19 protein-coding genes are annotated in these 20910 nt (G+C 30.0%); 17 read left to right on the top strand and 2 right to left on the bottom strand.

The features are described 5' to 3' along the window. Positions 1-29: 29 nt before the first annotated feature. From HMPREF2647_RS00745 to HMPREF2647_RS00725, 5 genes are all read left to right on the top strand, one after another. Complete coding sequence (locus tag HMPREF2647_RS00745) at positions 30-1043, top strand: zinc-binding alcohol dehydrogenase family protein (protein WP_019835196.1); 1014 nt, start codon at positions 30-32, stop codon at positions 1041-1043. Positions 1044-1206: 163 nt separating this feature from the next. Continuing rightward, positions 1207-2769, top strand: a complete 1563-nt coding sequence (locus tag HMPREF2647_RS00740) for a BCCT family transporter (protein ID WP_061544505.1) — start codon at positions 1207-1209, stop codon at positions 2767-2769. Between the two features lie 180 nt (positions 2770-2949). After that, positions 2950-3486, top strand: coding sequence for an alkaline shock response membrane anchor protein AmaP (amaP, locus tag HMPREF2647_RS00735; protein ID WP_002448415.1), 537 nt, complete (start codon positions 2950-2952; stop codon positions 3484-3486). Between the two features lie 12 nt (positions 3487-3498). Then, on the top strand, positions 3499-3735 hold the full coding sequence (locus tag HMPREF2647_RS00730; protein ID WP_002448488.1) for a DUF2273 domain-containing protein: 237 nt from the start codon (positions 3499-3501) through the stop codon (positions 3733-3735). Between the two features lie 78 nt (positions 3736-3813). Beyond that, positions 3814-4362, top strand: coding sequence for an Asp23/Gls24 family envelope stress response protein (locus tag HMPREF2647_RS00725; RefSeq protein ID WP_002448598.1), 549 nt, complete (start codon positions 3814-3816; stop codon positions 4360-4362). Positions 4363-4472: 110 nt separating this feature from the next. On the opposite strand, the gene HMPREF2647_RS00720 is transcribed toward HMPREF2647_RS00725, so the two are convergent. Continuing rightward, entirely contained in the window at positions 4473-6416 is a 1944-nt protein-coding gene (locus HMPREF2647_RS00720) for an IucA/IucC family protein (RefSeq protein WP_049416144.1), read from the bottom strand. A 213-nt stretch (positions 6417-6629) separates the two neighbouring features. On the opposite strand from HMPREF2647_RS00720, the gene HMPREF2647_RS00715 reads away from it, so the two are divergent. The 6 genes from HMPREF2647_RS00715 (at position 6630) to HMPREF2647_RS00690 (ending at position 14254) form a co-directional block, all read left to right on the top strand. Further along, positions 6630-8387 carry an IucA/IucC family protein gene (locus HMPREF2647_RS00715; protein ID WP_049416146.1) on the top strand — a complete coding sequence of 586 codons (1758 nt, stop codon included), beginning with the start codon at positions 6630-6632 and terminating at the stop codon, positions 8385-8387. Continuing rightward, complete coding sequence (locus HMPREF2647_RS00710; protein WP_017175374.1) at positions 8388-9449, top strand: alanine racemase; 1062 nt, start codon at positions 8388-8390, stop codon at positions 9447-9449. Positions 9450-9646: 197 nt separating this feature from the next. Further along, complete coding sequence (locus HMPREF2647_RS00705) at positions 9647-10645, top strand: ABC transporter substrate-binding protein (RefSeq protein WP_017175373.1); 999 nt, start codon at positions 9647-9649, stop codon at positions 10643-10645. A gap of 12 nt (positions 10646-10657) precedes the next feature. After that, the gene (locus tag HMPREF2647_RS00700) at positions 10658-11689 is read left to right on the top strand and encodes a FecCD family ABC transporter permease (protein ID WP_017175372.1); all 1032 of its coding nucleotides are present in this window, start codon (positions 10658-10660) and stop codon (positions 11687-11689) included. Continuing rightward, positions 11686-12651: a FecCD family ABC transporter permease gene (locus HMPREF2647_RS00695; protein WP_070859302.1), complete on the top strand. Its 966-nt coding sequence runs from the start codon at positions 11686-11688 to the stop codon at positions 12649-12651. Before HMPREF2647_RS00700 ends, HMPREF2647_RS00695 begins: the two co-directional genes overlap by 4 nt. Before the next feature lie 286 nt (positions 12652-12937). Then, the gene (locus HMPREF2647_RS00690; protein WP_080983430.1) at positions 12938-14254 is read left to right on the top strand and encodes a YjiH family protein; all 1317 of its coding nucleotides are present in this window, start codon (positions 12938-12940) and stop codon (positions 14252-14254) included. Between the two features lie 57 nt (positions 14255-14311). Here the strand turns inward: HMPREF2647_RS00690 and HMPREF2647_RS00685 are convergent, their stop codons facing one another. Beyond that, the gene (locus HMPREF2647_RS00685) at positions 14312-14626 is read right to left on the bottom strand and encodes a heme oxygenase (protein ID WP_048680627.1); all 315 of its coding nucleotides are present in this window, start codon (positions 14624-14626) and stop codon (positions 14312-14314) included. Positions 14627-14802: 176 nt separating this feature from the next. Here HMPREF2647_RS00685 and HMPREF2647_RS00680 point away from each other — a divergent pair, with 176 nt between their 5' ends. The 6 genes from HMPREF2647_RS00680 (at position 14803) to HMPREF2647_RS00655 (ending at position 20540) form a co-directional block, all read left to right on the top strand. Beyond that, positions 14803-15321 carry a metal-dependent hydrolase gene (locus HMPREF2647_RS00680; RefSeq protein WP_017175369.1) on the top strand — a complete coding sequence of 173 codons (519 nt, stop codon included), beginning with the start codon at positions 14803-14805 and terminating at the stop codon, positions 15319-15321. Positions 15322-15426: 105 nt separating this feature from the next. Beyond that, on the top strand, positions 15427-16614 hold the full coding sequence (locus HMPREF2647_RS00675) for a UTP--glucose-1-phosphate uridylyltransferase (RefSeq protein ID WP_019835205.1): 1188 nt from the start codon (positions 15427-15429) through the stop codon (positions 16612-16614). A gap of 16 nt (positions 16615-16630) precedes the next feature. Next, complete coding sequence (locus HMPREF2647_RS00670) at positions 16631-17314, top strand: PAQR family membrane homeostasis protein TrhA (RefSeq protein ID WP_019835206.1); 684 nt, start codon at positions 16631-16633, stop codon at positions 17312-17314. Between the two features lie 187 nt (positions 17315-17501). Then, positions 17502-18842, top strand: a complete 1341-nt coding sequence (gene sdrM, locus HMPREF2647_RS00665; RefSeq protein WP_048683345.1) for a multidrug efflux MFS transporter SdrM — start codon at positions 17502-17504, stop codon at positions 18840-18842. Positions 18843-18916: 74 nt separating this feature from the next. After that, positions 18917-19384 carry a SepA family multidrug efflux transporter gene (locus HMPREF2647_RS00660; RefSeq protein ID WP_017175365.1) on the top strand — a complete coding sequence of 156 codons (468 nt, stop codon included), beginning with the start codon at positions 18917-18919 and terminating at the stop codon, positions 19382-19384. A 91-nt stretch (positions 19385-19475) separates the two neighbouring features. Further along, positions 19476-20540, top strand: a complete 1065-nt coding sequence (locus tag HMPREF2647_RS00655) for an Mrp/NBP35 family ATP-binding protein (protein WP_017175364.1) — start codon at positions 19476-19478, stop codon at positions 20538-20540. Positions 20541-20910: the final 370 nt, after the last annotated feature.

Below are 20910 nucleotides of genomic sequence, written 5' to 3'. Positions count from 1 at the left end.
AAAATTCAGTAAAAGGTAGGTATATACTTATGAAAGCTATAGGATTTAAACAACCATTTAAATTAGAAGAAGGAAATGTATTTGAACCATTTGAATTAGATATGCCCCAGCCATCTTCTAGAGAGTTGCTTGTTAAAATACAAAGTATAAGTGTAAATCCGGTTGATACAAAACAACGCCTTACTGAAGTTAAAAATTCTCCGAGAATTTTAGGTTTTGATGCAGTAGGGACGGTTCAAAAAACTGGAACAGAGGTTACAATGTTTAAGGAAGGCGATATTGTATTTTATTCTGGTGCGCCTAATCAACATGGTTCAAATCAGGAATATCAACTTATTGATGAACGATTAGTCGCAAAAGCACCTAAAAATCTTTCGGCAGAACAAGCTGCTAGTCTTCCGTTAACTGGTATTACAGCGTCAGAAACTTTATTTGATGTGTTTAAAATTTCAGAGAATCCAAATCAAAATAAAGGGAAAACATTACTTATTATCAATGGCGCAGGTGGTGTTGGAAGCATTACGACTCAAATTGCTAAGGCATATGGTCTAAAAGTCATTACAACTGCGTCACGTCAAGAAACAATCGATTGGTCAAAAAAGATGGGGGCAGATATCGTACTCAATCATAAAGAAGATTTAAAATCTCAATTAGAACAACAGCACATTGAAGCGGTAGATTTCGTATTTTGCACGTTTGATACAGACATGTATTATGAAACAATGATAGATATAGTGAAACCAAGAGGACATGTTGCTACGATTGTAGCTTTTAAAGGATCACAAGATTTAAATTTATTAAAAACAAAAAGTGTTTCCTTTACACATGAATTTATGTTTACAAGACCTATTTTTCAAACAGAAGACATGATTAAACATCATTATTATTTAGAGGATATTGCTAAAAAAATTGAGAATGGTACGTATCAAAATACAACGACAAAAGTCATCAATGGCTTAACAGCAGAACATTTATATGAAGCACATCAAATATTAGAATCCAATTCCATGATAGGAAAACTTGTTATAAATGTAGAAGAATAGAGAATGATTTAACACCTCTTAGTGTCTATAAATAAGACATTAAGAGGCGTTTTTATTATTTTATAATATATCAATTTGATTAATTATAAAAATTCCAATATATCGTTAGATATAACATGAATAGGGTATAGAATTTCTAACTATCAGAAAGGAGAATAATATAATGCGAAAAAAATCTATAAGCATTGTATTTTGGATTGCATTAGCTATCTGTACATTATTTGTAGTGTATGGAGCGATATTACCTAAGCAATTAGAAGCAATCACGCAAAATATTACATCGTTTATTGCAGTTAATTTTTCTTGGTATTATCTTTTACTAGTTTTAATTATATTTTTTATTTGCGTATACTTATTATTTTCAAGATATGCATCCATTACGTTAGGTGTGGAAGGAGAAGAGCCAGAATTTTCATTACTTTCTTGGTTTGCTATGTTGTTCAGTGCAGGAATGGGAATAGGATTAGTGTTTTGGACTACAGCTGAGCCAGTTAGTCATGCCTATAAAGCAACGCCTATACATAAAATTGGTACACAAGCAGCAATTAATGATGCGTTCCAGTTTGCTTTCTTCCATTGGGGAATTCATGCGTGGGCAGTGTATAGCATTGTTGCATTAGTTTTTGCTTATTTTAATTTTCATAAAGGGTATCCAGGTTTAGTAAGCGCAACGCTTGTTCCAATTTTTGGAGAAAAAAGAATGAGAGGACCAATCGGAAGTGCTATAGATGTTTTAGCTGTTATTGCAACGGTTACAGGTGTAGCAGCTACCTTAGGTTTTGGTGCTTTACAAATTAATGAAGGTCTTCACTACTTGTTTAAAGTACCGAGTCATTTCGGCACACAAGTCATCATTATTATTATTGCAACTATTTTATTTAGTTGGTCTGCATGGTCCGGAATTGATAAGGGAATAAAAACTTTAAGTAATATTAATATGATTTTAGCTTTTATTGTATTAATAGGATTATTTCTAGTAGGACCTACTTTATATATTTTAAATATATTTACTAACGGATTAGGAAATTATATTTTTAATTTCTTTAGTATGAGTTTGCGTATTCCAATGGATGGTGGCGCAAAATTTCAATGGGTACAAAATTGGACTATATTTTACTGGGCATGGTGGGTGTCTTGGGCACCATTTGTAGGAATATTCATTGCACGTGTATCACGTGGTAGAACAATTAAAGAATTTATTTTAGGAGTGTTATTTGCTCCAGCTCTTGTATCTTTCTTTTTCTTTGCAGTGTTCGGAGGAGCAGCAGTGTATCTTCAGCATAGTGGAATTGCTAATATTGCTAAAGAAGCAGCAGAAACTGCAACATTTGCCACTTTAGAGCATTTTCCATTGGGATTTGTATTAAGTATTGTTACTTTAATCGTTGTTATGATTTTCTTTGTAACTTCTGCAGATTCGGCTACTTATGTACTTGGAATGTTAAGTAGTAAAGGAGATATTAATCCTAACTCTTTCGTTAAAGTAAGTTGGGGTATTATTATGGCCTTATTTGCGATGATAATGATTTACACCGGAGGAACACAAGCAATTCAGAACTTATTAATTATTGCAGCACTCCCATTTTCCGTAGTTATTATTCTTATGATATGGTCTTTATTTAAAACGTTGAGTTCAGATCATCCGCGGGTATCAAAGAAAGATGTTTTAATGAAAAAAGATAATTTAAAATACAAAAAAACGAATAATATAAAAAAACGAAAATAATTATGAAAAATAGGTTTTTATTGTGTTAAATTTGGGAATATTTAATCTAGAAGGTAAACTTTAATAAATTTAAAAAATTAAATAAAAAATTTTAATGTTAACGTTTTAAAAATTTTTTAAAGGGTACTTAAATTTTATAATTAAATAATTTCAACAATGACTAAGGAGGTGTGTTTAGAGGTGCATAGATTTAAAAACTTTATCCTTGGCCTATTAATAGTTGCGATTGTTGGTTTCTTATTGTTTATGTACATAGATGATAGTCGTATTAAGCGTTATCAAGACTATTTCTTACAATTCAATTGGTTCCAACCACTATTAATTGGTTTATCTGCTTTACTCGTATTAATTGGTATTATATTGGTATTTAGCATCTTTAAACCAACATATAGAAAACCAGGTCTTTATAAAGATTATAATGATGGACATATTTATGTATCACGTAAAGCAGTCGAAAAGTCTGCATACGATACATTAACTAAATACGATGAAATCAGACAACCAAACGTGGTTACTAAACTTTACAATAAGAAAAACAATTCTTACATTGATATTAAAGCTGATTTCTTAGTACCTAATGATGTGCAAGTAAAATCATTAACTGAAAGCATTAGATCTGACATTAAACATAATGTTGAGCATTTTACTGAAATGCCTGTTAGAAAATTAGAAATTAATGTTAGAGATCAAAAATCTGCCGGACAACGCGTACTATAAGGGAGGGATAACATGGCTGATAATAATCAAAATAGTCAAGATTCTACTCAACAAATTATCGACTTCCTAAAGTCGTATAAATGGCGAATTATAGGTTTCTTTGCATTCTTAATTATTGCAATCTTATTCCTGACTTTAGGGTTCTGGAAAACAATTTTAATTATTGTTTTATGTTTAATCGGAATTGGCGTTGGGTATATGAAAGACCGTACGCAAGATTTCATGAACTTCTTAAATCGATGGAGTTAACATTCATTATTTAAGAATTCATATAAATTAAAAAATTAAGTATTAAAAATTAAATTTTATTTAAAAAGGAGAATTCACATGGCTGTAGATAATAACAAAGCTAAACAAGCGTATAATAACCAAACTGGAGTAAATGAAAAAGAAAGAGAAGAACGTCAAGAACAAGCACAACAATACAGAGAAGAACGTCAAAATAATCAACAACATTTTGAAAATAAATTAACGTTCTCTGATGAAGTTATCGAAAAAATTGCTGGTATCGCTGCTCGTGAAGTAAGAGGTATCTTAGATATGAAAGGCGGATTCACTGACAGTATTTCTAGTGCATTCTCAAGCGGTAACAACGTAACACAAGGCGTTTCTGTTGAAGTTGGTGAAAAACAAGCGGCTGTAGACTTAAAAGTAATCTTAGAATACGGCGAATCAGCTCCAAAAATCTTCCGTAAAGTAACTGACTTAGTTAAAGAACAAGTTAAATACATTACTGGTTTAGATGTTGTTGAAGTTAACATGCAAGTTGATGACGTAATGACTAAAAAAGAATGGGCACAAAAAAACCAAAAAAATAACAACAACAATAACAATAATAACAACAATAATAATTTCGAAAGATCAGATTTACAATAAGCTTATTGAAAAAAGACCTTGGAATGTTCCAAGGTCTTTTTATGGTTAATATCATTTTTTAACAAGAGACGGAATAACATTCAATTTGAATGTTATTCCGCTTCTTAATTTTAATGTAGTGGATTATTAACTTTAATATAAGTGTAATGATGTGCTTCATCTTCTAAACGCATAGTGGTTACACACTTATAATCAATTGTTGCAGCAAATAAAGTATGAGTAATCTTTTGCATACGTCCTGTATCAACATCAGTCAACTTAGCTAATATATCTTGAATAATATGACTGATATAATGCCACATTATTTTTTCAAAATTCGTATTTTCTACTTTTTCAGTAATTGTTAATATTAATTCAGCTAGATGATTTTGAACAGTTGAATAGAATACTTTATTAAAAACAGATGCAGTAGATTGAGTAAGAATTCTAGATTTCTTATGGAAATGTGATGTTTTATACCCCATTTGGTTTAATTGAGTTTCATCAATACGTAATCCTTCGAAATCTCGAATATAGATTTTACTTAAACTACCATCTTGATTAAATGTAGCAATAGAATTTTGTAAATGTGCCTCTAGTGCGATTCCATATTTTACATATAGTGGAATAACTAGTCCTAATAATTGAGTCGCATAATCTTGAATCCATGCATAAGCTGCTTTTTCAAATGTCTTAAATTGATGTGTATGTTGATATCGTTTTATTAAGCTTTCAATTGGCGGTTCAGTATTGTTTGGATAATAAGCAACCAGACTAGAAGGTATGACAGGTATTGTATCTTCTTCGATTAATGTATAAATATTTTCTCTAAATAATGTTCCCAGTTGTTCACTACGTTCAGTTTGGATTGTTGAATGATCTTTAGAATTATAAAAATGAATGCCAGCAATTTCATCTAATGTTTCTATGCGATAAGGTTGAAAATCAGGGTCGTTTTTTAAAATATCATTCACAATTTTAGTAACTAAAGGTCCATTATGCGTTGTTTGTTCAGAAAGCGTCCGTATTTCTCCAGTAATATGAACATTTGTAGAAAGTTTAATATGCGGGAATAGTTTAGGATATTTTGGCATTAATGTTCTGAATGATAAGCCAGCATAATAAGGTAAGGTCATATCAATAGGAATAATAAGTTGTTCATCTAGTTCTTGTTGATATTGACTAAGTAAAATATGTTCGAATTGCCAAGGATGGACAACCATTAAATGATAATCTTCAATTCTTATATCATTATATTTATTTAAAAGGTGAGTAAATAATTTATGAAAAGATTGTTGAAGCATATCATTATAGGTTGAAGATAAGGATTGAACATTTGCTATACTATTATGTATGAATACACATTTTAACTGGATTTCTTGACCGTATTCTGAACTATAATGAATATTCTCTTTAGCACTCATCCCTTTACGAAGCTTTGCGCCTGGATGAAGGGGATGACCTTCTATAACTGATTGTTCCGAACGTAAATAACTATCGTCACTTTTTGCAATCAATTCCCATAAGGACTCGTAGTTTGAATGCATATGTTTAGCTTGATAACTTAGTGCCAGAATCATATTAGCAGCACTATTATTTAAATCTTCTCTAAACTGTTCACTAGCAGCGTTATCAAGTTTTGGCGCTTCAGCTAAAATTAAATCTAGAATATCATTTGGATGTTGGATTCTTTCATATTCATGATTATGATGTTTTAAGATATAAAAAGGACCTTCCACATCTACCCGGTCGAAGGCATATCTCCCTTTTATTTGACTGTAAATATCGATATTTGATTTTGGAAAATGAATACATAATACGTCTTTATCTTTAGAAAACATAGATACGGTTAATTTGGTAGGTCTAATAATCTGACTATTATCTTTAGCGTGTATTAAGTTTTCACGATATAAAGATGTAATAAGACGTTGAGAAATTTTATCTCTACCTATTAAAATATATTGTTTAAAATGATTGATTAAATCAGGATAAAATTCATTTAAATATGTATAAACATCATATTCTTCATTAGTAAGTTGTAAGTTATGATTATTAATGGTTGTATTTTTATTCATATAACACCTCATCCACATTCTACAAAATTATAAATAGTTTGTATAATATCTAACTCTAAAATTAAACCTTTTTAAAAGATAGTTTAAATTTAAGACACAATATTTTAATAAATTCTAAGTTCATGTCATTGCTAGTAACCTTAATTAAATTTATAATTATTAAACTAGTTAAACTTAATTATGAAAACGAATGATAAGGCGGAGGATTTAAAAATGTTAAACGAGTGGAAGCATGCAGATCGAAATATGCAATATAGAGTAGTAAATGCTCTAATAAAGGAAAATATATGGACTCATTCAACTACCATTTTTAAAGAAAATCATTATATAACGATTGAGTTTGAACAAGTGCTTCTAAACGTTCATTATAAATACGAAAGTGCATTATCTCGATATGAATTTGATGGGCCGATAATATATATGAATCATCAACATAAAGAATCAGTGGATAGTCTAGAAAACCTATTAGACATACTAGTAACAGACTTTCATATTGATATCCCATTCCATTTAAAAAGTGAACTTATTCATAGCAGAGATAGTTTCATTGAAGTATATAAAGAATTTGATACACGTCATGAGTATCTTCAAAGACATGATAAATATATAAATGACTCAGAACGTTTAAATTTTTTTACTTGGCTAGAAAAGTTGAAAAAAAATAATGATATAGATGACGTACTATATTCTGAAAGCTTAATATTTGAAGGTCATCCTACACATCCACTTACTAAAACAAAATTACCTTTATCAATGGAAGAAGTGAGAACCTATTCGCCAGAATTTGAAAAGATTATTAATTTGAAAGTGATGCTAATACATAATGAGTATGTAAATGTTACAACCATTCTTGATCATTCTCAGTTCATTTTAAATGAGGTTATTCCTGAATATCTTGATGAATTACATACATTCATGAATGATAGAGAACGTTTGCTTAAAGACTATAAAGTCATTTTAGTTCACCCATGGCAATATGAACATACTATTCGTAATAAATTTAAGGAGTGGCTACAAAATCACATTTTGATATCTACTCCATTTCATGTTCCATCTAAAGCAACATCTTCTTTTAGAACAATGTCGCTAATCAATCATCCTTATCATGTGAAATTACCAGTCAATGTTCAAGCTACTAGTGCAGTTAGGACAGTATCTCCAGAAACAACAATTGATGGACCCAAATTAAGTCAAGCATTACATCGTGAATTAAATCAGTATACACAATTAGATGTTGTACTTGAGCCCTATGGTTTATTTGCTAAAACAGATAGTGACGATGCTAGACAACTTGCTTGTATTATTCGTGAAAAGCCTTTTATAAAGAACGATGGTATTTTATTAGTTACAGGTGCATTAGTAAATAAAAATGTAGTAGATAATGAAATCACAGTAGATAGTTACCTTAAATGGATGAATGATGATATCAATCAACATACCATTCATCAGTTTATGCGAAATTATACTCGTCAGCTGGTAACACCTTTATTAGCTTTAATACAAGATTATGGTATAGCTTTAGAAGCACATATGCAAAATACACTAGTGCATTTAGGACCAAAGTATCAAATACAATTTATAGTGCGAGATCTCGGTGGCTCTCGAATAGATATTAAAACCCTAAGTCAAAGATTAAAGCATATAGAAGTGGAAAATAAAAGTTTACTTGCAGACTCAATTGAAGAAGTCATTATGAAATTTCAACACGCAGTCGTTCAAAATCAACTAGCAGAATTAATTTTTCATTTTAAAAAGTATGAATTTATAAAAGAAGAAGAACTTTTTAATATAATTCAAGAAGAAATAGAAGTAGCAATTAATGATACTAAGCCTCATGCAGATACATTAAGAAAAGTTTTATTTGGACCTACAATTACAGTAAAAGCATTGTTGAAAATGAGAATGAAAAAGAAAGTGAAAAAATATCTGAATATTAGTTTAGATAATCCAATAAAAAGAGAGGTGAATTAAGTGTCTCGTATTGTAATCAATTTATCAAAGATTGAATATAATGCACATGTATTAAAAATGTTGTTTGACAGCAAAAACATAGCCATGATACCTGTGATAAAAAGTATTGCTGGAGATGAACATATCATTAAACGATTAATGAAAGTAGGATTTAACTACTTTGCAGAATCTCGACTAGAAAATATTCCTCAGCAATTTACAAAAGATTGTCAATTTTTACTTTTGAGATCTCCTTTAAAGCATCAGTATGAAGATTTGATTAAAAAGAGTTACGTAAGTATTCAAACAGAAATGGCAACAATACATCAGTTAAATCATATTGCAAATGAAATGAGTAATCAACATCAAGTTATATTGATGGTCGATTGGAAAGATCAACGTGAAGGTGTATTACCTTATGATATAGTTGAATATATTCATGAAATAAAACTAATGAATAATATAAAACTTTTAGGTCTTGCATTTAATTTCATGTGTTTTAAGTCTAAAGCTCCAACATTAAATGATATCGACGAAATAAATCAATTTGTTCATCATGTACAATACGAAACAGGAGTATCATTTGAAGTTATTTCTGGAGGTAACTCAAGTATGCTTCCATTATTAAAACAATATGATTTAGGATGTATTAATGAGTTGAGAATAGGAGAAACATTATTTCGTGGTGTGGATACAACTACTAATCAAAATATACCCGAGTTATTTCAAAATGCAATATTACTTGAAGCGGAAATTATTGAAATTAAACCTAGGTATACGAAGACAAAAGAAAGTTACTTACAAGCTATTGTAGATGTGGGATATATTGATACTGTGATTGAAAAAATAAAACCACTCAATCATCGAATAGAAATTATGGGTGCTTCAAGTGATCATTTAATGATAGATTTAAAAGAAGAAATTAACTATAAAGTAGGAGATTGCATACCATTTTCATTAGAATACGAAGCGCTATCACAACTAATGTATCATCAGAGAATGGAAAAATATTATAGTGAAGAACATACTATTTCTCAACGTATTAACAATTTGAATCAATCAAAATATATCAACAACAAATAACGCATTATATAGAATCTGAGACATCAATAGTGTCTCAGATTTCTTTATGCGTTGGCGTTGGCAGTCAACGTTTTCGTGATGGGCCAACGAATTCAAAATAAATTCTGTGCCAATCTTTATTTTTATATTTTATTGACAATGATAATCGTTATCAATAAAATGAAGATATACCTCAATACATATTAAGGAGTGTCATCATGAAAAGAACAACAATTTTTGGAATTATTTCAATATTACTGATTTTAGTATTAACAACTGCATGTGGAAAGGTAAGTAACAATGGTTCAAATTCATCTAATCAAATTTCGTCATCTAAAGATATTATTGAGATTAAACATGATTTAGGAACAACTAAAGTACCTAAAGATGCTAAGAGAGTAGTAGCTTTAGAATTTTCATTTGTTGATGCATTAGTAGCTTTGGATGTTAAGCCTGTAGGAATAGCAGACGATAATAAAAAGAATAGAATAATTAAACCGTTAAGAGATAAAATTGGAAATTATACATCTGTTGGTACGCGTAAACAACCAAATTTAGAAGAAATAAGTAAATTAAAACCTGATTTAATTATTGCTGACAGTAATCGACATAAAGGAATTTATAAGGAATTAAGTAAAATTGCTCCAACAATAGAATTAAAAAGCTTCGACGGCGACTATAATGAAAATATCGGAGCGTTTAAAGTTATAGCTAAATCTCTTAATAAAGAGAAACAGGGTAAAAAACGTTTAGACGAACATAAGAAAAAAATAGCTCAATATAAACAAGAGATTCAATTTGATAAAAATGAAAAAGTACTTCCAGCTGTAGCGTCTAAGTCTGGGTTACTAGCGCATCCAAGTGAATCTTATGTGGGACAGTTATTAGGTGAATTAGGTTTTAAAGAAGCATTAAATAAAGATGTGACGAAAGGATTAAGTAAATATTTACAAGGACCTTATTTACAACTCAATTCAGAAACATTATCTGAAATCAATCCAGAACGCATGTTTATTATGACAAATGGTGCAAGTTCTAATGAACCTTCTTATCAAGAATTGAAAAAAGATCCTATTTGGAACAAACTTGATGCAGTTAAAAATCATAAAATAGATGTGGTTGATCGTGATACATGGGCCCGCGCACGTGGTTTAATCTCTTCAGAAGAAATGGCTAAAGAAATCGTAGAAATCTCAAAAAAAGATAGAAATAAATAGGATGGATTGACAATGACTATACAAAAAAGTAATCGTCTTTCTGCTAATAAAAGATCAATCAAGAAGCGTATGACACTCACCTTTTCAGTGAGTGTTTGCCTTCTTGTTATTTTTGTTTATCTTAATTTAGCCACTGGAACTTTAAATATTCAAACTAAAGATATGTATCATTACTTTTTTACTTCAATTGAAAACAAGCAGACGTTTATCATTCAAAGTGTTAGAATGCCAAGGATGATTGTTGCCATACTTGTGGGAGGTGCCTTAGCTCTGGCTGGTTTACTCATGCAATCTATAACTAGAAATCCATTAGCATCTCCGCAAATATTTGGGGTAAATGCGGGTGCTTCATTTATTATCGTATTAGTGACAGTATTAATGCCTACGATGGGAAACTATGCAACCTATTTAGCGTTTATTGGGGCATTTATTGGTGGGTTAACTGTGTATTTATTATCTGGTTCTACGAAAAAAATAACACCAGTGAAATTAGCTTTAGCAGGAATGGCAGTACATTTGTTTTTTAGTAGTCTTACACAAGGTATTATTTTACTTAATGAAGATTCTAATTCTACTGTTATGTTTTGGTTAGTTGGCTCTTTAAATGGAATGAAATGGAAAGATGTAATGATAATTTGTCCTTGGATTCTTATGGGACTTATCATACTAATTGCATTTGCAAGACAACTTACAATAATGGAATTAGGTGATACACTAGCCAAAAGTTTAGGTCAAAAAACTGAAGTGATAAGAATCATTATCGGATTACTTGTTATTATATTTGCTGGGACATCTGTCTCTATTGTAGGACCTATTGGATTTATAGGATTAATCGTGCCACATATAGTAAAACGTTATGCACCGCATAATTACTTCATTTTAATTCCGTTAACATTTATAGTTGGCGCAAATTTATTGTTATTATCTGATACATTGAGTCGTTTAATTACATATCCCTATGAATCACCAGTTGGAATTGTTACTTCATTTATAGGAGCATTTTATTTCTTATTTATTACTTTAAGGAGAGTGAAACGAATATGACACACCACTCATTAGCTATTCGTTATGCACTTGTCGTTACGATATTAATCATAAGTATATTTATTAGCTTATGCGTCGGCGCAACAATGTATAATCCCGTTAAAGTAATAAATAGTTTATTGATACAAGATGATTTTATTCTAAATGAATATCGTATACCTAGAACACTTTTAGGATTAATAGTAGGAAGTAGTTTAGCTATTTCAGGAACAATCATACAAGGGGTAGTAAAAAATCCTCTCGCTTCTCCAGATGTTATTGGAATGACTAAAGGTGCAAGTTTAGCAGCGATTATAATTATTATGGTTTTTCCCAATGCTCCTTTAATCATTTTACCTATGGGTTCATTTGTTGGTGCATTAATAATCAGTTTAATTTTATCTTTTTTAATATCTCAATTTAATATTAAAGGATCTACCTTGGCATTAGTTGGCTTAGCAATTGGTGCTATATGTACAGCAATTGTACAATTTTTACTAATACGAAATCCCATGGATGCAAATAATGCGCTTATATGGTTAACAGGTAGTCTTTATGGTCATACGATAGAAAATGTATATTCAATTTTACCTTGGTTTATTATTACGATTCCAATCGTCATTGCTTTAAGTCATCAACTCGATATCTTAAACCTAGGAGATTCAATAGCGATAGCATTAGGTACACGAATAAAACGTATTAAAATGATACTGTTGATTTTATCAGTGATGTTAGCAGGATCATCTATTTCAATAGTTGGAGGAATCAGTTTTCTTGGATTGATTGCGCCACACATAGCTCGAAAAATCGTCGGATATCGTCATGTTCACGTCGTAATGATGTCTGGTTTAATTGGAGCAATCCTCATTTTATTTAGTGATGGATTAGCAAGAGGTATTCATCCGCCACTTGATATACCAGTAGGCGTAGTTATTGCCATTGTTGGTGTTCCATACTTTTTATTGTTACTTAGAAGAATTTAAATGTTAAAAGAGTGAGATCGTATTCACAGTGAATGCTATCTCACATTTTTTGTGGAATTTTAAACTTTTGTATATTGCAAGTTATTTGAAAATAAGATATAGTAAAGTACATATTGTTTATAAAAATACATATAAAGTTATATTTATATAATTAATAGACGTTAATTTCGATGAAAATACAAAATAAATGAATAAATACAATTACCTATACAAATAGAGAGAAGGGTGAATATTGGAGAATTATAACAAACAGGAAAAAATAAAAGGAAGAATAAAATTTATATCGATGTCAATCATTGGTATTATTTTATTTTTAATACCTATTCCAAATGTACAAGATGGGGAGAAACAAACAACATTACCAGTGGCATTTTTGGCAAATTGGTTAAAAGATTTATTAGGACCTGCAATGTCAATTCTCATTATTACAATCATTACGTTATCGACTATTTTGACTATTTTATTTTCAACAATTTTAAAGGATAAAGTAAAACCAGGTGGTCTTATCGCGAATGCATTTCAAGTAGGCCCAGTGTGGATGATATTAAGAGTACTTGCAGTTGTATTTGCTTGGATGACTTATTTTAAAATTGGAAGTAAAGTGATCTATTCAGAAGATACGGGCGGATTAGTATTTAATGACTTATTACCTACATTAGTAGCAGTATTCCTTTTTGCTGCCTTATTTTTACCTTTATTAATGGAATACGGTTTATTAGAATTTTTAGGACCATTGTTTAGACCAATCATGAGACCATTATTTACTTTACCAGGACGATCAGCAGTTGATAATTTAGCCTCATTTATAGGAGATGGAACAGTAGGCGTGCTTATTACAAGTCGTCAATATGAAAAAGGTATTTATTCAAAAAGAGAATCAATAGTAATTTCTACAACTTTTAGTGTTGTATCGATCACATTTGCTATTGTTATTGCTCAAACTATTGGATTACAACAAAAGTTTTTTGTATTTTATTTAACAGTAATTGTTTCTTGCTTAGTTGCAGCGATGATCATGCCAAGAATATGGCCACTAAATCAAATTCCGGATGATTTTACGAAAGAAGTATCTGAAAGTACACGACTTGAAAAACTTCCAGAAGGAAAAACTGCATTAGCTCACGGTTTTGATGAAGCTACAATTGTAGGGCTAAAAGCACCAGGAGTTAAAGAATTTTTTAAAACGGGAATTAAAACGGTGATTGATATGTGGTTTGTTATTTTACCAGTAGTTATGAGTATAGGGACTATTGCTACGATAATAGCAAATTATACACCAGTATTTGAAATCATAGGAAAGCCATTTATTCCTATATTACAATTACTTCAAATTCCTGAAGCTGCAAAAGCATCCGAAACTTTACTTATTGGTTTTGCAGATATGTTTTTACCTTCTATCTTAATAGCGACGGTGCACAGTGAATTGACACGATTTGTGATTGGTGCTTTAAGTATATCTCAATTAATTTATCTATCTGAAGTGGGCGGTGTGATTTTAGGTTCTAAAATTCCAGTCAGTCTCGGAAAGTTATTTATGATATTTTTAATTAGAACTGCAATCACATTACCAATTATTGCTTTAATGGCACATTTATTACTATAAAAAAGAAGCAGGGTAAGGATTGATGAATGCAATTCCAATTCCTTCCTGCTTCTTTTTCTATTCTAAAGTTGATAGTACGTTTGCTTTTACAATTTCACTTGTTACTACTGGTGAATCTTCTGTTGAAGATTTTCCAGTATTTTTATGTGCTTCTTTAAACGCATCACTTTGGGTCCAAGCTTTGAAGTTTTCTTCATTGTCCCACCATGTATTAACATACATATCTTCAGTATCATTAGTATTGTCAATTTGCCAAACTTCAATTTTTCTGAAACCGTCTAGTTGTTCAATCTTACCACCTTTAGTGAAACGTGGTGCCATTTTTTCAGCAAATCCTTTTTTTACAGTAATACGATTTGTAACAACAAACATAGTCAGACCTCCTTGCTTATTTATTTTAATAATATACAAATTCAAAGATATATCAAATAAAACACATGTAATAAATAAGAAAAATAAACGTTTAAAGAAAGGTATCTATATACCGAAAATATGTTCGTATTTTAAGACTATTTATGTTAATATATTTTTAATAAAGGAGAAGATAAATGACAGGAAAAACGCATGTAGCTGCTGGTTTGCTTGTAGGAGCAATAACAGTTGACCATTATCATACAGATCTATTTTCTACTGTAACAGTAATTTGTTTAGCAATAGCAGGAAGTTTACTTCCAGATATTTGTCATACACGAAGTAAGATTGGAAGACAATTTAAAATTCTTAGTTTGCTCGTTAGTACTATCTTTGGGCATCGAACATTTACGCATTCATTGTTATTCTTAGGTATGATAGGTTTTTTACTTATTTTAATTCAAACTCCGACTTATTATTTAGTTACTATTATCGGTGCAATGGCTTCTCATGTTATACTAGATATGTTGACACCTAGAGGGGTAAAGTTACTTTATCCAATACCTTTAGCGATTAAGTTTCCTTTTACTTTCAAAACTGGTGGTTTTTTAGATGCATCCTTATCAACAGCTTTTAGTATTGGAGCAATATACATAATATTTCAAGAGTTTATAAATGAAATTTTGAAATATGTGAGCCATTCATTGTCCGGATGATATCAATGAATATGATGGATCATCTTTCTTGTCTTAATATCAAATTTATAATTAATATGATAAATATATTTGAATGACGCGAACTATCTATAAGGAGAGTTATAAATGCTAGATCAAAGTAAATTAGAAAAATACAATCAAGAACATTTAATTGAATATGAGAAAATGATGAGTAGTAATGAAAAAGAGCAATTAGATGAAAAAGTGAACTCATTAGATTTAGAATTTATTCAAGAACTTTATCAAAGTTTATATGTTAATCGTAAAACAATTACAGATGTTACTGCAGTTTCTGAAGTTGATTATAAAATTAAGGAAGCATTCACTGAACAAGATCGTGAATATTATGAACATAAAGGAATAGAAGCAATAAGAAATGGAGAATTTGCTGTTGTTCTTATGGCTGGTGGTCAAGGCACACGTTTAGGTTATAAGGGACCTAAAGGTTCTTTTGAAATTGAAGGTGTAAGCTTATTTGAACTTCAAGCAAGACAACTATTGCATCTAAAAAATGAAACAGGACATTGTATTAATTGGTATATTATGACTAGTGATATTAATCATGAGGAAACATTACGTTACTTTGAAAACCATGATTATTTTGGTTATAACCCAGAACGTATTCACTTTTTTAAACAAGACAACATTGTGGCTCTAAGTGAAAATGGTAGACTGATTTTTAATGAAAAAGGCTATATTATGGAAACACCTAATGGTAATGGTGGGATATTTAAATCGCTAGAGCATAAAGGTTATTTAGATAAAATGGAGAAAGATGGCGTAAAGTTCATTTTCTTAAATAATATTGACAATGTGTTAGTAAAAGTTCTTGATCCAGTATTTGTAGGATTTACAGTAGTAAATGATAAAGATATCACATCTAAATCTATTCAACCTAAAAAGGGTGAAAGTGTTGGACGATTAGTTAGTAAAGATAATAAAGATACTGTACTTGAATATTCAGAACTTGATGAAAATGTAGCGAATACATTTGATAATGCAAATATTGGCATTCACGCATTTAAGTTATCATTTATAAATCAAGCGGTAAATAATGATTTACCATATCATTTAGCCATTAAAAAATTGAAACAACTGGATGATGACTTTGGTTTGATTGAAAAAACATCTTTAAAATTTGAACTATTTTATTTTGATATTTTCCGATATGCGAATAGTTTTATTACATTACAAGTTCCAAGAAAAGAAGAATTTTCACCCTTGAAAAATAAAGAGGGAAAAGACAGTGTAGAAACTGCAACTGATGATTTAAAACGAATGAATGTAATTTAAAGGATGGTGGAATACGATGTCTAAATCATCTCAGCATACAAAAGATAATGTAATTGAATCATTTAAAGACATCATTCCACTATCTTTTGGCGAGGAAATTGGTAATGCAACCTCACATGGTGTTGCTGCACTAATGACTTTATTTTTACTGCCTTATGCAGCAGTACATAGTTATAATGAGTATGGAACACTAAGTTCTATTAGTGTCTCTATCTTTGTTATTAGTATTTTCATGATGTTTATTTCCTCTACTGTATATCATTCAATGAAAAATAATACATCGCATAAGTATATATTAAGAATTATTGACCACAGTATGATATATGTAGCAATTTCTGGAACGTATACACCAGTCTTACTAACAGTTGTTGGAGGTTGGTTAGGATGGCTGGTCTTTTTGTTATTATGGGGAACAACAATATGGGGTATTCTATATAAGTCAATTTCAACTCATGTAAATTCCAAATTAAGCTTAATTGTTTACTTAGTTATGGGATGGGTTGGTATTATATTTTTACCTGTGATTATTATTAGAACATCTTGGTTATTTATTTTATTTATCGTATTAGGTGGTCTTTCTTATACTATTGGAGCATGGTTTTATGCACAAAAAAACCGTCCATATTTTCATATGATATGGCATATTTTTATCGTTATTGCATCACTCTTTCATTTTATAGGAATCGTATATTTTATGTAGACCTAGTTGAAAGGTTATATCATTGAGAATAACTTAGTTTATTAAGTGCTTATTTAGAAACAGGACTATGAATTCAAAAAGAATTCTATCCTGTTTTTTCTTTTTTTAATAATACATTAAAATTGTTTATGAATATAATTAAGGATATTCTATATTATGAACTTTTTAAATATATAGGAGGGCAAAGATGAAATTAAAATCAATAGGTATTGTAGTGACTTTGGTTTTAACAATGTTTATGGCAGCAATTGAAAGTTCAATTATTTCACTAGCATTGCCTACCATTCGTAAAGATTTGAATGCTGGTACAGCAGTGCCATTAGTCTTTACCGTTTATTTTATAGCACTTGTAGTAGCAAATCCTATTGTGGGTGAACTTCTCACAAGATTTAAGATTCTATATATAGCTGTAGTCGGCATACTATTATTTGGTATTGGAAGTTTTATGTCAGGCATGAGTGAGACGTTTATAATGTTAATTATTTCAAGAGCCCTCCAGGGACTTGGCGCAGGAGTTATGATGTCTTTGACTCAAATTGTACCAAAACTAGCATTTGAAATTCCGCTTCGTTACAAAATAATGGGCATCGTTGGAAGTGTCTGGGGAATTTCAAGTATTCTTGGACCATTATTAGGTGGTGGAATATTAGAAGTTGCAACATGGCATTGGTTATTTTATATCAACATACCAATTGCATTGATAGCTATTGTTTTAGCTTTTCTTACTTTTCATTTTCCAGAAGAAGCGGAAGTACAACATATACACTTTGATGTAAAAGGATTATCTTTGTTTTATATTTTTATTGGACTTCTTATGTTTAGTTTATTAAATAAAACAGGTGTTACTTTTAATATTATTGCATTAATACTAGCAATAGTTATATTATTCGTTTTATTCAAATATGAAAATAAAACAGATATGCCTTTTTTACCAATAAGTGAATTTAATAAATCAATTTCACTGGTATTTATAACTGATTTACTTATAGCAATATGTCTAATGGGGTATAACTTATATATACCTGTTTATTTACAAGATCATTTAAAATTATCTCCAATACAAAGTGGATTAGTGATATTTCCACTTTCTGTTGCATGGTTAGCTTTAAACTTCAACTTAGCTAAAGTAGAATCAAAATTTTCAAGAAAAAAACTATATATAGGAGCTTTCATATCATTAATTTTAAGTAATATGATTTTAGTATTTGGACTTCATATTCCTCTTATTATTGCGGGAGCTGTGATTCTTGCAGGATTGAGTTTTGGCTTTGTTTATACTAAAGACAGTGTTATTGTTCAAGAAGAAACAAGTCCTAAATATATGAAAAAAATGATGTCATTCTATGCATTAACTAAAAATTTAGGATCATCTATAGGATCTACATTGATGGGGTCATTATATGCACTTCAATTTGGTTTATTAGGAGGTAACTTCTATAATATATTAACTGTAATCACAATTGTTGCGCTTATATTAATTTTAATGTGGGTATTTTTATTTGAAGAGAATAAAGAAGGTATAAAATAATAATTTTAAGTTACTATATATAAATGATAAAGTGGCATTATAAAGTATGGATGAAAAGAGGAGGAAAGAGAGAAATGAAATTTTCTAATCAAAAATTTAATGGTATCTTTCCGACTCTTCTTATTCTTCTTATTTTTATTCTATCAGGTTGTATATTTTTAATATTTTTAGGATTTGGGTTATTTGGATTAAGTCGAATTCTTATTTTTTTAAAATTAGGATTCTTTACATATAATAAGGATTTATTCAGCAATTTAGTATATTACGGTAGCTATATAGTATTTGGATACTTTTTGCTATTCGCTATTGAGCATTTAATGGATTACTTTAGAAAGCAATTACCTAATAATCCATATTTTAATGGAACACTATTTCATTTAATTTCATATGTGATTACGACTATTCTATTCTATTTTGTTATTCATATTCATTACGTATATATTAAAATTGAATTTTGGGTTATTGCATTAATTATTGGAATACTATATTTATGTAAAATGATTTTTTATCCAGATAGCGAAGACTTGAATGATAAGAAGTAAACATAAGCTATAAATTCTTGATAAATTCAGCACAGTTTATAAGTAAATTTGTTAAAATGTAAATATAAAGAAACTTAAGGGGGATAATGAGTTGTTAACGGTAGAACAAGTAAAAAAAATAGTGGGAGACTTAAAAGACCCAATTATTAATGTGCCTTTAAAAGAAACAAAGGGAATTGTAGAAGTAAAAATAAAAGAAGAAATTCAACATGTAAGTGTTAAAGTTGCTATGGCTCAATTAGGAGGACAACCACAGCTTGATTTGCAAATGTCAGTGGTTAAAGCTTTAAAAGAAAATGGTGCAAATACAGTGGGCATTCGTTTTGAGGAACTACCTGCTGAAGTTGTGGAAAAATATACAGGAAAAGAAAAAGAGAAACCTAAGACAATTGAGGGATTATTATCACAGAATAATCCAGTGGAGTTTATTGCAATTGCTTCTGGTAAAGGTGGAGTAGGGAAATCAACTATAGCCGTAAACTTAGCAGTAGCATTAGCGAGAGAGGGTAAAAGAGTAGGTCTCATAGATGCTGACATTTATGGTTTTAGTGTTCCAGATATGATGGGGATAGATGAAAAGCCTGGTGTTCAAGGAAAAGAGATTATTCCTGTAGAACGTCATGGTGTTAAAGTGATTTCAATGGCATTTTTCGTTGAAGAAAATGCACCAGTTATTTGGCGTGGTCCTATGTTAGGAAAAATGTTGACGAATTTCTTTGTTGAAGTTAAATGGGGAGAATTAGATTACTTATTACTTGATTTACCTCCTGGAACAGGTGATGTAGCCCTTGACGTTCATTCAATGTTACCAAGTAGTAAAGAAATAATAGTAACCACACCACATCCAACAGCAGCATTTGTAGCAGCAAGAGCTGGAGCTATGGCTAAGCATACAGAGCATTCTATTTTAGGTGTTATTGAAAATATGAGTTATTTTGAAAGTAAAGAAACTGGAAAAAAAGAGTATGTATTTGGTAAAGGTGGCGGACGTAAACTTGCGGACGAGCTAAATACCCAATTGCTAGGAGAACTACCTCTTGAACAACCTTCTTGGAATCCTAATGACTTTTCACCATCTATTTATCAAGAGGAAGATCGATTAGGAAAAATCTATAAAACAATTGCACAAAAAGTGATTGCTACAACAATAAAATAATAAATAAACATTAGTGTAAAAGTGCTCGAAAAAAATATCATTTCGAGCACTTTTGCTATTGCAAAATATAAAAATTCTGATAGAATTTTTTTTTGTGAGCAAGTTAAAAGAATTGCTTAAAACAAAAATAAATTTTTCGAAATAATTTGTTGACACTAAATGAATTATTTGATAAGATATAAAAGTCGTTTTCAAGAAGTGTTAATACATTTTAAAAAATGTAAATTCAGTGTAAAATTTACCATTGCATAAATTTGAAAAACGATATAAAATATTAAAAGTAATCGAAATTAGTTGTTGACTTTCGAAATTGAAATTGATATAATTTAATAGATTACATTTTAAATGAACATTGAAAACTGAATGACAA

Origin of the sequence: Staphylococcus sp. HMSC035D11, from assembly GCF_001836075.1 — a bacterium.
GTDB classification, from domain to species: Bacteria; Bacillota; Bacilli; order Staphylococcales; family Staphylococcaceae; genus Staphylococcus; species Staphylococcus hominis.
This window is presented reverse-complemented; position numbering and strand designations above follow the sequence as displayed.

What these genes read in the sequence shown, in the direction of transcription:
- HMPREF2647_RS00695 (WP_070859302.1), top strand. Translation starts at nt 11,686, where the DNA reads ATGACACACCACTCATTAGCTATTCGTTATGCACTTGTCGTTACGATA.
- HMPREF2647_RS00730 (WP_002448488.1), top strand. Translation starts at nt 3,499, where the DNA reads ATGGCTGATAATAATCAAAATAGTCAAGATTCTACTCAACAAATTATC.
- HMPREF2647_RS00690 (WP_080983430.1), top strand. Translation starts at nt 12,938, where the DNA reads ATGTCAATCATTGGTATTATTTTATTTTTAATACCTATTCCAAATGTA.
- HMPREF2647_RS00660 (WP_017175365.1), top strand. Translation starts at nt 18,917, where the DNA reads ATGAAATTTTCTAATCAAAAATTTAATGGTATCTTTCCGACTCTTCTT.
- HMPREF2647_RS00715 (WP_049416146.1), top strand. Translation starts at nt 6,630, where the DNA reads ATGTTAAACGAGTGGAAGCATGCAGATCGAAATATGCAATATAGAGTA.
- HMPREF2647_RS00685 (WP_048680627.1), bottom strand. Translation starts at nt 14,626, where the DNA reads ATGTTTGTTGTTACAAATCGTATTACTGTAAAAAAAGGATTTGCTGAA.
- HMPREF2647_RS00670 (WP_019835206.1), top strand. Translation starts at nt 16,631, where the DNA reads ATGTCTAAATCATCTCAGCATACAAAAGATAATGTAATTGAATCATTT.
- HMPREF2647_RS00745 (WP_019835196.1), top strand. Translation starts at nt 30, where the DNA reads ATGAAAGCTATAGGATTTAAACAACCATTTAAATTAGAAGAAGGAAAT.
- HMPREF2647_RS00680 (WP_017175369.1), top strand. Translation starts at nt 14,803, where the DNA reads ATGACAGGAAAAACGCATGTAGCTGCTGGTTTGCTTGTAGGAGCAATA.
- HMPREF2647_RS00705 (WP_017175373.1), top strand. Translation starts at nt 9,647, where the DNA reads ATGAAAAGAACAACAATTTTTGGAATTATTTCAATATTACTGATTTTA.
- HMPREF2647_RS00675 (WP_019835205.1), top strand. Translation starts at nt 15,427, where the DNA reads ATGCTAGATCAAAGTAAATTAGAAAAATACAATCAAGAACATTTAATT.
- HMPREF2647_RS00725 (WP_002448598.1), top strand. Translation starts at nt 3,814, where the DNA reads ATGGCTGTAGATAATAACAAAGCTAAACAAGCGTATAATAACCAAACT.
- sdrM (WP_048683345.1), top strand. Translation starts at nt 17,502, where the DNA reads ATGAAATTAAAATCAATAGGTATTGTAGTGACTTTGGTTTTAACAATG.
- HMPREF2647_RS00700 (WP_017175372.1), top strand. Translation starts at nt 10,658, where the DNA reads ATGACTATACAAAAAAGTAATCGTCTTTCTGCTAATAAAAGATCAATC.
- HMPREF2647_RS00740 (WP_061544505.1), top strand. Translation starts at nt 1,207, where the DNA reads ATGCGAAAAAAATCTATAAGCATTGTATTTTGGATTGCATTAGCTATC.
- HMPREF2647_RS00720 (WP_049416144.1), bottom strand. Translation starts at nt 6,416, where the DNA reads ATGAATAAAAATACAACCATTAATAATCATAACTTACAACTTACTAAT.